Origin of the sequence: Corynebacterium sp. LaCa78 (assembly GCF_046717505.1) — a bacterium.
Lineage (GTDB): Bacteria > Actinomycetota > Actinomycetes > Mycobacteriales > Mycobacteriaceae > Corynebacterium.
On record NZ_CP177113.1, the window covers coordinates 1 to 14,095 of the forward strand.

11 protein-coding genes and 4 pseudogenes are annotated in these 14,095 nt (G+C 54.7%); 10 read left to right on the forward strand and 5 right to left on the reverse strand.

What is annotated here, in order from left to right; translation table 11 throughout:
• Positions 1–951 (forward strand): replication protein RepA, encoded by a 951-nt coding sequence (locus ACLI1O_RS11755; RefSeq protein ID WP_411707064.1) that lies wholly within the window; start codon positions 1–3, stop codon positions 949–951.
• A 52-nt stretch (positions 952–1,003) separates the two neighbouring features.
• Here ACLI1O_RS11755 and ACLI1O_RS11760 read toward each other — a convergent pair.
• A pseudogene (locus ACLI1O_RS11760) lies at positions 1,004–1,168 on the reverse strand (IS481 family transposase); the annotation flags it as partial.
• A 140-nt stretch (positions 1,169–1,308) separates the two neighbouring features.
• Here ACLI1O_RS11760 and ACLI1O_RS11765 point away from each other — a divergent pair.
• From ACLI1O_RS11765 to ACLI1O_RS11785, 5 genes are read left to right on the forward strand one after another with little or no spacing between them, the layout of a single operon-like run.
• Positions 1,309–1,944: an MptD family putative ECF transporter S component gene (locus tag ACLI1O_RS11765; RefSeq protein WP_066484691.1), complete on the forward strand. Its 636-nt coding sequence runs from the start codon at positions 1,309–1,311 to the stop codon at positions 1,942–1,944.
• A gap of 50 nt (positions 1,945–1,994) precedes the next feature.
• Complete coding sequence (locus ACLI1O_RS11770) at positions 1,995–2,666, forward strand: energy-coupling factor transporter transmembrane component T family protein (protein ID WP_408924077.1); 672 nt, start codon at positions 1,995–1,997, stop codon at positions 2,664–2,666.
• On the forward strand, positions 2,663–4,132 hold the full coding sequence (locus ACLI1O_RS11775) for an ABC transporter ATP-binding protein (protein ID WP_411707065.1): 1,470 nt from the start codon (positions 2,663–2,665) through the stop codon (positions 4,130–4,132). The genes ACLI1O_RS11770 and ACLI1O_RS11775 overlap by 4 nt, the downstream gene beginning before the upstream one ends.
• 7 nt (positions 4,133–4,139) lie before the next feature.
• Complete coding sequence (locus tag ACLI1O_RS11780; RefSeq protein ID WP_284792387.1) at positions 4,140–5,888, forward strand: ABC transporter ATP-binding protein; 1,749 nt, start codon at positions 4,140–4,142, stop codon at positions 5,886–5,888.
• A complete protein-coding gene (locus ACLI1O_RS11785; RefSeq protein WP_269953666.1) occupies positions 5,881–7,653 on the forward strand; it encodes an ABC transporter ATP-binding protein in 1,773 nt (590 codons plus the stop codon). The genes ACLI1O_RS11780 and ACLI1O_RS11785 overlap by 8 nt, the downstream gene beginning before the upstream one ends.
• 155 nt (positions 7,654–7,808) lie before the next feature.
• On the opposite strand, the gene ACLI1O_RS11790 is transcribed toward ACLI1O_RS11785, so the two are convergent.
• On the reverse strand, positions 7,809–8,042 hold the full coding sequence (locus ACLI1O_RS11790; protein WP_066484705.1) for a hypothetical protein: 234 nt from the start codon (positions 8,040–8,042) through the stop codon (positions 7,809–7,811).
• Positions 8,043–8,661: 619 nt separating this feature from the next.
• On the opposite strand from ACLI1O_RS11790, the pseudogene ACLI1O_RS11795 reads away from it, so the two are divergent.
• A pseudogene (locus tag ACLI1O_RS11795) lies at positions 8,662–8,802 on the forward strand (IS3 family transposase); the annotation flags it as partial.
• Positions 8,803–8,835: 33 nt separating this feature from the next.
• Here ACLI1O_RS11795 and ACLI1O_RS11800 read toward each other — a convergent pair.
• Positions 8,836–10,185, reverse strand: coding sequence for an IS256 family transposase (locus ACLI1O_RS11800; RefSeq protein ID WP_411707066.1), 1,350 nt, complete (start codon positions 10,183–10,185; stop codon positions 8,836–8,838).
• 331 nt (positions 10,186–10,516) lie between these two features.
• Between ACLI1O_RS11800 and ACLI1O_RS11805 the strand changes: the two genes are divergently transcribed.
• Both ACLI1O_RS11805 and ACLI1O_RS11810 read left to right on the forward strand, forming a co-directional pair.
• Positions 10,517–11,746 (forward strand): IS110 family transposase, encoded by a 1,230-nt coding sequence (locus tag ACLI1O_RS11805; protein ID WP_005324630.1) that lies wholly within the window; start codon positions 10,517–10,519, stop codon positions 11,744–11,746.
• Positions 11,747–11,752: 6 nt separating this feature from the next.
• Positions 11,753–11,887: pseudogene (locus tag ACLI1O_RS11810) on the forward strand (IS3 family transposase); the annotation flags it as partial.
• Positions 11,888–11,923: 36 nt separating this feature from the next.
• On the opposite strand, the pseudogene ACLI1O_RS11815 reads toward ACLI1O_RS11810, so the two are convergent.
• Positions 11,924–12,142, reverse strand: a pseudogene (locus tag ACLI1O_RS11815) (IS3 family transposase); the annotation flags it as partial.
• A gap of 496 nt (positions 12,143–12,638) precedes the next feature.
• Here ACLI1O_RS11815 and ACLI1O_RS11820 point away from each other — a divergent pair.
• Positions 12,639–13,757: a hypothetical protein gene (locus tag ACLI1O_RS11820; RefSeq protein ID WP_411707067.1), complete on the forward strand. Its 1,119-nt coding sequence runs from the start codon at positions 12,639–12,641 to the stop codon at positions 13,755–13,757.
• Between the two features lie 29 nt (positions 13,758–13,786).
• Here the strand turns inward: ACLI1O_RS11820 and ACLI1O_RS11825 are convergent, their stop codons facing one another.
• Positions 13,787–14,026 (reverse strand): hypothetical protein, encoded by a 240-nt coding sequence (locus tag ACLI1O_RS11825; protein WP_408924507.1) that lies wholly within the window; start codon positions 14,024–14,026, stop codon positions 13,787–13,789.
• Between the last annotated feature and the right edge of the window lie 69 nt (positions 14,027–14,095).

Consider the following 14,095-nt stretch of genomic DNA (forward strand, 5'->3'; position numbering starts at 1 on the left):
ATGCAGCCCCGAGACGAGCGCCGCGCCAAGCTCGAAGCAGTCAAAGAACTAGCCCGCAGGCAAGAACACGACGCCGCACAAGAACTCCTCCAAACCCAAGACGTCGGCTACACCTCCAAGCTCTTCGTCCAAGCACTCTTCCCCTACCGCAACCCAGACAACAACGAACGAAAAATAACTACTTCTGAAGGCACCATCAGCGTCTACTCGCCCAACGGGCTTCCCTACGGCAAGTACCCGCGCCTCATCATGGCCTACATCATCACCCGCGCCGTAGCTAACGCCGGACGCCTCAAAGAAGGAAAAATCACCCACGAAGAAGCCCGCCGCATTCCGCTAGGCCATTCCATGAGCCACTTCCTTCAAGCAATCGGCGTCACCGGACGCGGCACCGGAGGCGTACATGGAAATCTCTCTAAAATCCGCGACCAGCTCCTACGCCTAGCTAGTTCAGCAATCACCGTCCAAAGCGACAACGGGGTTCACGCACGGGGTCGCAACACCCAAATTCTCGAAGACTGGAACCTCTGGTTCGACCCCCGCGACCCCAACCAAGGCAGCTTCATGGAATCAGAACTAGTACTCACCCCACAGTTCTTCAAGCACATTGCCGAATCCCCCATTCCCATCGACCTCAATGTGCTGCGCGAGCTCAACAAACCACGAGCGATGGACATTTACATCTGGCTCACCGTAAAGCAATACTGGTTAGCTAAAAACAACCGCGACGCCTACACCTTCACTTGGGACATGATCGCCGCCAACTTCGCCACCAAGCAACTAAACACCGCAGTCCAGCGGCGCGATTTCCGAAACGAGATAAAGAAAGCCATTCTTGAGCTCACGACAGCGTGGCCAGAAGCAGGAATCGAAGCGAGCACGGACGGCGTGACCGTCACAAAAACTGCCCCATCAGTTCAGCAGAAAGCACCTCGTCCTGGACTCGATTAGCCCAATCGCGGAGAAACAGCGCCCTACGGGGCGCTTTCTTTTTACCCCACACGCCGCCCGCCGTTATTTTGATGTCGACGTGGTTCTCGATGCAGACCATGTTGATTGGTTCCCCGCCCCATCGGCAGCCGATGTAGAGGCGGCGTAGTTTACCGCCCCATCACAGGGTTGTCTTGCCGTTGGTGCTTACTTTATCGGTGCATAGTCGGTAGTCGTGCTCTGGTTTGATGTCCGCTTATCTACATTCGCCCCCATTAAGGGTGAATCTTCAGATCAAAACTAGAAATAGTTTATATACAGCACTATCTGTATTAGGTAAGCCTTACCTTTCCAGCTGTTCATGAATCGAGGTTTACGATGACCCAACAGTCCTCTACGCCCGCACGGAGTACAAGCTCATCCAGTGGGTCGACGGCACGTTTAAACACCAGAGATCTCATCAACGCTGGTATCTTTGCTGCACTTTACTTTGTAATCACCTTTGTAAGCGGAATGATTGGATTCGCAGGACCACAATTCATGTTTATTGGATGGTTTATCGCGGCAATCGCAAACGGAATCGTGCTAGCGCTTTATGCCGTCCGCACGTCCAAAATGGGTGCTTTCACCCTCGTCGGTGGTATTAACGGATTAGCATTCATGCTCACCGGACACTACTTCTGGACCTTGCTAGGAAGCATAATTCTTGGGTTTATCGCGGATTTGATTATTACAAAAAGCCACCTCAGTATTGCCAAGTCCTTCCCTATTGCCTACGGCGTCTTCTGCGTCTGGATTTCTTTGCCTTTTCTCCCGCTAATTCTGGATACGGACTCATACTACGTCGATATCGCAGACCAAATGGGTCAAGAATATGCCGATGCTATGTCGGATATCTTCCAGCCATGGACCATTGGAGTACTGGCCATTTGTGCGCTCATCGTCGGCTTTATCGGAGGAAAGGTCGGAGTTCGCGTCAGCCGCAAACACTTTGAAAGCGCTGGTCTCCTGTGAGCCTGCAAAAACAGGGCGTGCTTCGTCGATTTTCGATCGATCCACGGACCGTGCTGCTTTCTGTTCTAGTAATCAATGCGGTAGCTCTCAGCCACGGCCACCTACCGACACTGCTGATTTCTATCGCCTTCAGCTCCATCGCACTAGCTACAGTAAAGCCACACTATGGTCTTATATGTCTGTTCGCTTTTGCATTATCCTATCTAGGGTATTGGGGCCTATTACAGCTTCCTGGCTCCACATTTTTCGCTTTTTCAGCGGCAATTTTTTCGTGGCTAAGCCGTTTTGTCATCAGCATGTCCATCGGCGCATTCGGCTTGCTCACTCTCACACCATCCACGTTGACCTCAGCACTGCGGGACCTGCGTTTACCAGGCTGGGTCACCATTCCACCGGCGGTATTCCTGCGCGTTTTGCCGATCATCGTGGCAGAAGCCAAAGCCATCCGCGATGCCATGGTCCTTCGGGGTCTCCAGCCTGGAGTAAAAAGCTGGATCACACAGCCCACACAATCGTCCGCGATGTTGATCATCCCCTTATTAGGTGCCGTCGTCCGCGCTGGTGATGAGCTCGCTGCCTCTGCGCTTGTCCGGGGATTGGGAGGACCCGCACGCCCAACCACCACCGCCGATCTTTCCTTCAAGCTTGTCGATGCAACTGCACTAGCTGGGTTGGGCCTCGTTGTTGCCTCTGTCTGGCTTCCCACGGAGGTCCACTTATGAACGAACGCAGTATCGCAACCAGTGTAGACGCCCACAACGTTTCTTTTACATATCCATTGGGCGCTCGGCCAGGCATTCAAGGTGTATCTGATGTGTCTTTTTCTGTCTCTCCAGGACAGTGTCTACTGATTACCGGTGATTCCGGATCGGGAAAGTCCACGGTACTCAAGTTGATCAACGGACTCATCCCCCATTTCAATCCAGGAGAGCTACTAGGCACCATCACTATTATAAAGGATGACCAGGCTTTTAACCCTGCGGAAGAACCGCTGTCCCGAGCCATCGAGTTCAGCGCCTCAGTATTCCAGAATCCAAGGACACAATTTTTCACTGAAAGCGTCAATGCAGAATTGGCCTTCGGGCTAGAAAACCTTGGTGTAGATCCCACAGAAATTGAGTCGAGGATTCAATCAGCGGTCGAGTTGCTAGGCATTAAGGATCTTCGGGGCCGGCGATTCAAAGAATTATCCGGTGGGCAGTTACAAACCGTGGCATGCGCATGCGCGCTTGTGTCCCCGGGCAGTCTCGTGCTTCTCGATGAACCCACGTCCAATCTCTCCATGGAAAGCATCGATATTCTTGCACGCGTGCTACACCGCTTGAAGGAATTAGGCACAACGATCATTATCGCTGATCACCGTCTCTTTTTCTTAAAAGATATCGCTGACCAAGTTATTTACTTGACTCAGGGAAAAATAACGCGGAGTTTCCGCGCTCAGGAGTTTTATGCCTTAGACGAACCCGAACGCAAACAATTGGGGCTACGCAGCTTACACCATGTTCCCCTGCCCGCGAGCGTGCCGGTACCACCCACGCTCGAAAACGCCGATCCCCAGCGGAGCGGACTCGAGCTAAGCAACATCTGTTTTTCTTATGGCGCACATGAGGTGTTAAACATTGACCACGCATTTTTCCCCAGCGGCGAAGTCACCGCCTTAATCGGGCCCAACGGCGCTGGAAAAACCACCCTCGCCAGGATCATTTGTGGTCTTGCTTCTCCCAAACGCGGCGGTAGTCTCCGTTTGAACAGCAAACGAGTAGGAGCGGCTGCCCGCAGACGTGCCGCGTATATGGTGATGCAAGATGTTGGCCGCCAATTATTCGCAGCCACCACCGAAGAAGAAGTCACGCTCGGACTGGCAAAGAAGAAGCGGGACCACATCGATGTCAATGAGATTCTCCATCGCCTCGATCTGGCAGGAATGGCCCAACGGCATCCGCAGTCTCTGTCCGGTGGGCAACGGCAACGCTTAGCCATAGCTTCAGCCCAAGCCGAGCAAGCAGCGATCTACATCTTCGATGAACCTACCTCTGGCGTGGGCTGGCGCCAACTGCAATCCATCTCTGCGCTACTTCGATCTCTTGCAGCAAGCGGCGCAGTGGTCATCGTCATCACCCATGACCACGAATTCATCCAAGAATCAGTCACCAGAATCATCGATATGACTGACATCAACAAGAATTGAGAAAGAAATGTCTGAACTAAAACAAAGTTCCACAGAATCAAGCGGAACCCACGCACCAGAATCACACGATGCGTCACCGGAAGAAGAGGCTCGCGCAAAACAAAAAGCCGGCCAGGTCGCTCTAAAAAAACTACTGGCCCCAGTGCAAACAACCATCTACTTCGCACAGTTTCTCGCGCTTATATCCTCGGTACTCGCCGTAGCACCCTACGTCGCGTTGGTGGCACTGGGAAATGCTCTAATCGACGGCAATACTGATGACGTCGCGTCCATTGTGAAATGGCTACTTGCTGCATTTTTGGGCCAGCTATTCTTCTATTTCCTTGCCCTTGTAATCACCCACTTCGCTGATGCAAAGCTGGTGGGGATCAACCGGCGCCGAATTATTACCGCTATTGCGAAAGCACCACTCTCGTGGTTTAGCCAGACTAATTCCGGCAAAGTCCGCAAAGCAGTCGAGGACGATACGCTAACTCTGCACACCCTGACAGCCCATGCTCCTGTAGAGCAAGTTGCCGCAATCTTCACGCCTCTTGCGCTTCTAGTTTATGCCTTTATCTTGGATTGGCGCCTTGGCCTACTTTCTATTGCCACTGTGCCCATTTTCCTAGCAATCCAGGCGTATTCAATGAAAGATATGGGCACAAAAACTGCGGAAATGGACGATTATCTTGGAGAGGTTTCTGCCACTGCAGTGGAGTTCTCCGAAGGTATTTCCGTCGTCAAGGCTTTCGGCACCGTTGGTAAAGCTCACGCGCGGTACCGCGAAGCTGCCCAAAAATTCGCGGAATTCTATTACGAGTGGGTACGTCCACTTCTGCGTGTTAGCGCAGTTTCAGAATCCGTGGTGGCGGTTCCCGTGCTCATCCTTATCAATGTAGGAGTCGGTTCTCTGCTAATAGCCGGGGACTATGTCACGGTTGCTGAAGTCATCGCCACAACATTGATTGCCCTGGTGATCCCGGGCACGATTCAAACCGTCGGCCGCATGATGTGGTCTTACCAGCTCGCTGGCAATGCGGCGTTGCGCCTTGATGAAGTCATGACAATTTCCCACGTGAAAGAAGGCCAAAAGAGCCTCGATGCCAGTAGTGAAGACATGGAGGTGGAGTTCCATAAGGTCAGCTTTAGCTACGCCCCAGACACACCAGTCCTCCAAGACTTTTCTGCGCAATTAAACGCAGGCACTGTCACGGCATTGATTGGCCCCTCCGGGTCTGGCAAATCCACAGCAGCAACGATGCTGGCGCGTTTCCAGGATCCAGATTCGGGCACAATCACTATCAACAACGTGGATATCCGTGATCTCACTTTCGACAGTTTGTACCGCACTGTGGCTTTCGTCTTACAAGATCCTCACTTACTGCGAATGAGTATTCGGGAAAACATTCGCCTTGCACGCCCAGAAGCTCGTGATGAAGAGATCTGGCAAGCAGCAGAGGCCGCGCACATAGCTGCTGATATTCGCGCTTTACCGGCTGGGCTCGACACCGTTGTTGGTGAGGACATCTCTTTATCCGGTGGACAACAGCAACGCATTTCTATTGCCCGGGCAATTATTACCAATGCCCCAATCTTGATCCTGGATGAAGCTACTGCGGCAACTGATCCTGACTGCGAAGCAGAAATTCAAGCAGCTCTAGCCACACTCGTCAGAGACAAGACCGTCTTAGTCATCGCCCACAAGCCAGAGTCCATCCAAGGCGCAGACCAAATAATCCGCCTCAAGCCTGTGAAGGATAATTCTCATGTCTAATGCCACCACGCCTGCTAATTCGCGGCTTCGTGATCCGTTACTTACTCGCAGTGTCAAAAAGCTGCAAAGTCCTGTAGGTCATAAGCTCAATAAAAGGCATGCTTGTCTATCGCTTATCGTTGGCGTGCTTGACGGCCTCGCCGTTCTCACGCTCGTGCCACTTACAAAGGCACTCGATGGGGATACGACGATCGCACCATGGATGTGGACGCTTTTGGCAATTGCGCTCGTAGCTTTTGCGCTACGATTTTTCGCAACCATGGCCTCTTACCACACGGCCTTGGATTTCATCCGAACCGCGCACACGACTGTGGGCGATAAATTGGCAACGCTACCGCTCGGCTGGTTCATACCGGCTAATACCGGCGGGCTATCTCGTCTCGTCTCAGATCGTTTTATGGTGGCGGCCGAGACTCTTGCACATACTCAAGGCATGGTGTACCGCGATGGTGCAGCACTTATGACCCTGTTGGTTGGAGCGTGTTTCTGGAATCCGCGGTTGGGATTGGTCTTTCTAATCATCGCACCATTGGCGCTCGTGGTGATGCAGTTGGCTGCATGGATTCGTGAGAAAGCATCGAACCGCGCACTCGGGCCGAGTAAAGAGCTCTCCCAGCGCATCGTAGAATTTGCTAACCGCCAGCCGGCCTTGCGCGCGGCGGGAAAATCACAAGGGTTTGCGCCACTTGAGCAAGCACTAGAAATCGATCATAGAGCACGGATACGCGAGCTATGGGTATCCACATTAGCTTTGCTACTCAACGGCATAGTAGTACAGATCTTCATCGTGGCTCTCATTATGGTCTCCGCGGATCTTGCCGTTGAAGGCACCCTATCGCCACTAGAAACAATTGCGATCATCGGAATCAGCTTGAGGTTTACCCGCACGCTTGAGCAGCTGGGCTCTTGTTTCGTCGGTTTAGACGCAGGCCGTATCGCACTCGCAGAAACCGAGCTCATCACCGATGCCCCTTCCCTGCCAGAACCCACTACTCCGCGCACAGGAGACGGTTCGGGCAGTGTTGAGCTGCGCGATGTCACGTTTGGGTACGTAGATAAGCCGGTATTGGTCGATGTCGCCTTCCACGCCCAACCGGGCACCGTTACCGCCATTGTCGGTCCTTCTGGCTCCGGAAAGACCACAATTGCGCGCCTTATTTCACGATTCTGGGATGTAGATTCCGGGGCGGTCATGGTTGACGGCGTAGATATCCGCGAGCTTGGAACCGAACAGTTAATGTCCAGACTGTCCATGGTCTTTCAGGACGTCTACCTCTTCGACGACTCGTTAATCGCTAATATCCGCGTTGGTCGTCCCGACGCCTCCGATGAGGAAGTCTTCCGCGCAGCTGATCTTTCAGGCGTGACTTCTATTGCCAACCGCCTAGGGTGGCATACTCCTGTTGGTGAAGGCGGGCGGCTTCTGTCCGGCGGCGAGCGCCAGCGCGTATCTGTTGCTCGTGCGCTGCTCAAACAAGCGCCGATTGTCCTCTTTGATGAAGCAACTTCCGCGCTCGATGCAGAAAATGAGGCAAACATTCTTGCTGCGATGGACGAGCTACGGGAGCAATCTACTTTTATTGTCATCGCCCATAAGCTGGATACAATCAAATCTGCTGATCAAATCGTAGTCTTGGATGAACACGGGCAAGTCAGCCAGCTGGGCACGCATTCTGAGCTTTCCGATGTCCCCGGTATCTACCGTCACTTCTGGCAGCAACGCAAAGCAGCAAGCGGGTGGAAAATCAGTTCGGGACGCGATTAACGCGGGCACCGAGATCGGCATTGTTTGCGGGGGACACCCTTCTCTCCCCCTCTCCCCCGCAGCACGGAGCACCCTAAGTGCACCGACAAGGCTCAGAGCGAAGAATGCGGTAGCGGCTACGAGCGACCACTGCGCGGCGTTGGCCATGCCTTCGCTTAAGGTCTACACCACTGCCCCAGGCGCACGGTGGTTTGCGTTGCGGAGGCTTGCCTGGAGTCATCGACGGGAATATCCCACAGCATCGTGCCGGTCGGCTGCGTGGAGGCGAACCCCAGGCCCAAGCCGTACAGGGTCAGCGGCGCGGCGATGATCCAATCATTCGTATCCGGCCCCATAAGCAGGACGAAGCTAAGGACGCCGACGGCTTCCAAGCCGAGCCCAATGAGCACGGTGCCAGACGCCCCGTACCGTGCCGCGACATGAGGGCTGATGCAACGGAGAAGAATGCACCGATTGCCATGGCTGCCAGCACCAGGCCAGACCACGTCGTGCAGAGGTCCAAAGTATTAATCAGGTACAGCGGCAACACGAAGATGATGGAAAACTCGCCGATTGCTACCGCACCAGCGGTGATATTGCCCCACGAGAACGTGGAATAAGAAAAACAATTCAAGATACAACAGCGCCGAGCGGTGACCCCGCTCGCGGTGCTCTTCCGACCTGATAAAAAGCGCGAAGCCCACGGCCGAGATCGCGAGCCCTAGCGGAACCGGTGAAATAGCCGCGTTTTCGAATCAGGTCCAGCCAAAGAAGCTGAATGAGGATTGGGGCTCCCACCAGCCTAGGCCAGGCCCTCGATAATCGCGAATACTAGGACACCCATTCCGTCAGTGCACCATCGGCAAGCGGTCCGACCGCTGCCGCACCGGAAATCACCGCGCCCCACACACCAAAGACTGCTGCGCGTTATTTTCCGCGGAATACGGTTTACTCGTGGAAAGCGTGGAAGGCATGATGAATGAAGCGTCCTGGGTTTAGTTCCTACCTCAGCTAACGAAGGATTGAACTATGCCTAGAAAATATTCCGTCGAGTTCAAGGAGAAGGCGGTCCATCAGATCATCGAAATGGTCCGCCTGGAGTCTTGCTCACTGCAACGCGCCTACACGGAGGTCGGTGAGCTGCTTGGAGTATCCCACCACACGTTGCGAGAGTGTCCGATTCTTTGTGTGCGGGGGCTTGGTTTACAAGTAATCTGCGAATCGGTTGGGGTAAGCCACGGCTAGTTGGTTGATGGCTTGTTTCCACCCGGTGGCTTTCGCTCCTTCAATATAGCCGTTGCACTCAATGTTGCGCTTGGCTTTCTTCGCCCGCTGGGCAGCGCGCTTGTCTTCGATGTTGCAGATCATCAGCCACAGCGTCTTCAGCGCCGCGGTATCGTTCGGGAATTGGCCCCGGTTACGGGTAGCTTTACGCAGTTCGGCGTTGAGCGATTCGATCGAGTTGGTGGTGTAGAGCACCCGGCGTGCCGCCGGTGGGAACTGCAGAAACGGCACGAACCGCTCCCATGCATCACGCCAGACTTTAACCGACTGGGGATATTTCCGGCCAAGTTCACTGGCCTCGAAAGCATCCAGGCTGGCACGCGCGGTGTCCTCGTTAGCGGCTGTGTAGACCTCACGCAGCGCGCGGGAGACGCCTTTGCGGTCCTGGTAGGACACCCACCGGTTCGCAGCCCGAATCAGGTGCACAATACAGGTCTGCACCATAGAATTCGGCCAGGTTGCCTCCACAGCCTCCGGCAGGCCTTTGAGCCCGTCGCAGCACACGATGAACACGTCTTGGACACCGCGGTTGGCCAGATCCGCACACACCGATGCCCAGAATGCGGCACCTTCATTGTCCGCGATCCACAATCCCAGGATGTGCTTGATGCCGTCCATATCGACACCAACCGCCATGTAGCAAGCCTTGTTGACCACGCGGTGGCCGTCACGGATCTTGACGCGTAGCGCGTCGAGGAAGAGCACCGGGTAAAACTCGTCGAGCTGGCGGTTTTGCCAGATCATGACTTCGTCCAAGACCGCATCGGTAATGGTGCTGATCGTATCCGGGCTCATATCCACCCCAAGGGTGGTTGCGAGATGGTGCTGAATATCGCGCACGGTCATCCCACCGGCGTAGAGCGAGATAATCATGTCGTCGAGCTCTGTGAGCCTGCGTGCACCCTTGGGCACCATGCGGGGAGTAAACGTGCCGGCACGATCCCTGGGAACGGTCACTTCAACCGCGCCGTAGCCAGAATTGACGGTCTTGGTGTACGACCCGTTACGGTGATTATTCTCCTGTGTGGTTTCCACCTTCGCTTTGGCCTTGCGGTCGGAATGGCTATAGCCCAAGTGCGCATCCATCTCCGCTTTAAGACCAGCGTTGATCGATGCTTGCAGCAGGCCTTTGACCAGCTCGCTTGCATCATCAGCAGAAGTCGACAGCTCGCTGATCAAGCTGGCGATTTCAGGATTTTCCATCAGCTTCTCGCTGATCTCGTTGATCCTCGCCGGGTCATGGTTTTTCTTCGGTGACACCGTAGTCATTATCGGTGAAACTCCTTCTAGATCAGAGCCTCACACACAAACAACTTGACGCTGATAATGGGAATACAGGATCGGAACCACGTGGAATGACCCACTTCTTGACTGGCCATGATCTCCTCATGTGCCTTCAGCGTGATCTGTCTTCCATGTTAGTTCCGACCCTGTACCGCAATCTGGTGAATCCGCCCATGACCTTATAGGAGCGTGACGTCTCCACCGTGACCACCCCGGCAGGTGTCTAGTGTAGTCGTCCCATCAGCGTCTTGTCTGCCCGGAAACCCCGGATCGCGGGTCACCCGCACGTTTGCTCACAGACAGGACCTGATCCCCAATGTCTACCACTTTCGACTGCCCCACCGGCCCCGTTGCCGGAATCGACACCCACACCGATACCCACACTGTTGCCGTTATTTCGGACACCGGCCGGCACATCGCCACCGACACCTTCCCCGCCACCAACCCTGGCTACGTGGCGATTTCAGAGTTCATGGCAACCTACGGTGTCACCACCGTCGGTGTGGAAGGAACCAGCTCCTATGGAGCAGGCCTGACACGCCACCTTCGCACCCAGAAATACTCAGTCGTAGAAGTCTTACGCCCTACCCGGGCCGTTCGACGCCGGGACGGCAAATCAGACCCCGTTGATGCTGTCGCTGCCGCCCGCCAGGTGCTCACCGGGGAAGCCTTAAGCATCCCGAAAGACACTTCCGGGCCAGTGGAATCCCTCCGTGGGTTGCAGATCACCCGCCGTCAGCTCGTGATGACAGCAGCGAAACTGATGACAACGATCAAATCGTTGCTGGTCACAGCACCCGATGAGATTCGACGCCGCTATAGTGCGATGTCCACATTGGTCATGGTGGAGGCCTTGTCCCGGTGCCGACCATCAGCTGACCTGGCCGACCCCAGAAATGGGGTGCTCCTCGCGTTGAAGACATTAGCCACCACCTATCGTGATTTACAGAAACAGGGTACGCAGCTGGAAAAACACATCAGTATCCTGGTTGAGATGATCAATCCGCATGTGACCTCGATATTTGGGTGTGGTTCCGTGGTGGCTGCTGATCTGATTGTCAGTGTGGGGGATAATCCAGGCCGGATTCACTCCGAGGCAGCATTAGCTCATCTGTGCGGGGCCGCACCGATTCCGGCTAGTTCTGGACGGACTCATCGGCACCGTCTCAACCGGGGTGGTGATCGTCGGGCGAATTCTGCGTTGCATCGGATCGCGTTGGTGCGGATGCATCATGACCAACGCACCAGGGACTACGTAGCCAAACGCACCAAGGAAGGATTGTCGAAAAAGGAGATCTTACGGTGTCTGAAACGCGCCATTGTCAGGGAGGTCTACCGGGTGTTGTGCTTGGGTCAGGCCGTTCTTCCAACGGGCCAGGTAGAGGTTGATGAACTCAAAGCTCGACGGATCGAGAGGCAGTTATCGCAAGCCCAGGTTGCTGAAAAACTCGGGTGTGCCCCGGCGAGAATCAGTGATATCGAAACCGGCAAGCGCCCTTTGCCGGAGTTGAGGTTGGCTTATGAAGAACTTCTCAAATCAGCTTGACACAACATAGGAGCATCACCCTCCACGTTGCGGGCTTGGTACCGTGACAGCGCTTCAGTACACGATAATTCTGACGCTTCAGGCGGCGAAACAATGGAAGAAGAACTCAGGCGCCTGCGTCGAGAAAACCGCGAACTGAAACTGAACTTGCCCCCGAAAGTTGGACTAGGGGTAATCCTACCCGGCTAACGTCTTAAGGGCCTTATCCCGGTATTTCATCGGGGTGCAACCATCAAGTCCCAGCTGGAGTCTTTCCGCGTTGTACCAGTCGATGTACGCGTCTACCGCAGCGGTAAATTCTTTGACAGACCCGAACTTCTCACCGTGATACATCTCGGCTTTCAAGTGGCCAAAGAAGTTTTCCATCACGGCATTGTCATAACAATTACCTCTCCGCCGGGGAACCATTTCGCAGACACTGCGCATATTTACCCTCACCGCTGCGCATATTTACCCTCACAAGGCGTTTGCCCAGTTCAGGATGCGCATATTTACCCTCACTCAAAAAGAGGATGCGCATATTTACCCTCACCGCTGCGCATATTTACCCTCACCGCTGCGCATATTTACCCTCACCGCTGCGCATATTTACCCTCACCGACCCAGTTATCCACAGGGTTTTACCTGCGGGTTTACCTATTTTCCCAGGTGGCTTATAACTATATCCCTGTAGATCTATATCCCGAGCCGATCAACTAACAAAACCGTTCACTACGGGTTACGGTTCTTGCTCCCGCCTCGCCTTACGGCTCGTTGGGCTGCCGCCCAAATCAAAGATTTGGTTGCCACTAAAACACCCCACAACAACCACAGTCCTATAACCCTCCACGTAGCCTTGTGTCTTCTAGACTTTCTTCAAAGAAAAGAACCATGGGACAGGGGAGGCAAGGCAGTGCCCTACAAGCGCTACATCGACGACCCGAACTTTCGAGGCAACCTCGAAGCAATCCTAGAGCGCCTAGAAGCCCAAGAGACCACGTCTCCACTAGAACTTGGCGCTTCCATCCTGCAGGCCTACAGCCAAACCCGATTCAACTACACCTACCCCGCTGCCCCTGCCGTCACAGCGCAAGAAAGCAATCTGCATGACTCCCACACTTGGAGCCGATTCCTAGACTCCACTGCTGCCTATCCCGGCTGGGACAAAGACGAACTAGAACACCTCGCGGAGTCTTCTACCCCACTCGATGCCGACAGCATGAACACCAAAGGCTTAGCCTCCCACCGCTACCGCGTGAGCGCTAAGCGCCCTGATACGCGCCAGCGGCTGCTAGATACCATGCTGGAACAACTCGACGACTCTAACCTCGTTGACGTTCACCTCACCCACACCGTAGGCACATATCTCACCGCAGAAAGCAGCAAGACCAACTTCCGCACCCTTCCCCAGGGCGAAAACGCCAGCCCGCGCTACCGACTGACCATCAACACCACCGAACCACTAGAAAGAAACTTAAGCACTGCTACCCGTGCAGTCTTTACTGCCAGTACGCGTACATTGCGCGAAACCTCATTACAAGACTGCGCCCGCTCAGGACTTTTCGGAAACCGGGAGACCAACCCGGACGTATTCCACGACAGGTGGAAGACCACCGCAGAGTTTTTCACCCACAGCGCCTCCCGCGTGTTTACTGGCCTATTTAAAGACCAAACCACTGAGCGAGGCGACATCACTGTTCCAGACTTCCTCAACCGCGAGGAACTCGACGCTATCGCTACCCGCCTGCATGTCTGCGCACACCAATGGATAGACACTATCCGCCCCGAGGCCACCACCCCACACGGCCCACAGGAGCGCAACAACCTCGATACTGTGCTCTCACGCTTTACTGACTACAAGACAGACCTTGCACCAGGGGCACAGGAAGGCCTCGACTTCATCGCAAGCCTCGGACTAGACGAGACACCTACCGGCTACCAGGCCGCAGATAGCGCACACGACAACCAGACCGAAGACATGGCACCAGAGCTAGAGCAACAGCACGAAGGCGACCAAGGTGCCGAGCTCTAACCGCCCCGGAGCCGGAACAGGCTTAGTCCTTAGTCGGTGCTTTCCCAGAAATCATCAGGGATAGCCTTCCTATCCAGATCGTCTAAATACTCTATGGCTTCCTTCTCGCTCATGCCTTGGCTCATGAGCTCATCAATCATGTACTGGGTGGCAGCATTTAATTCCTGTGGGGAAATATCCCGCAAACTCGGCCCCCGCCGCTGACCCTCCCCAGTGGTCGTAGTAGCGGGAGCTGGGATGGTGGTTGGATAGTCCTGCGAAGTGCTCATAGCACTAAGGCAACCACACCCACGCCTGCCACGAAAGACCAACCACGCCCGCCCTGTGTATAACTCCCA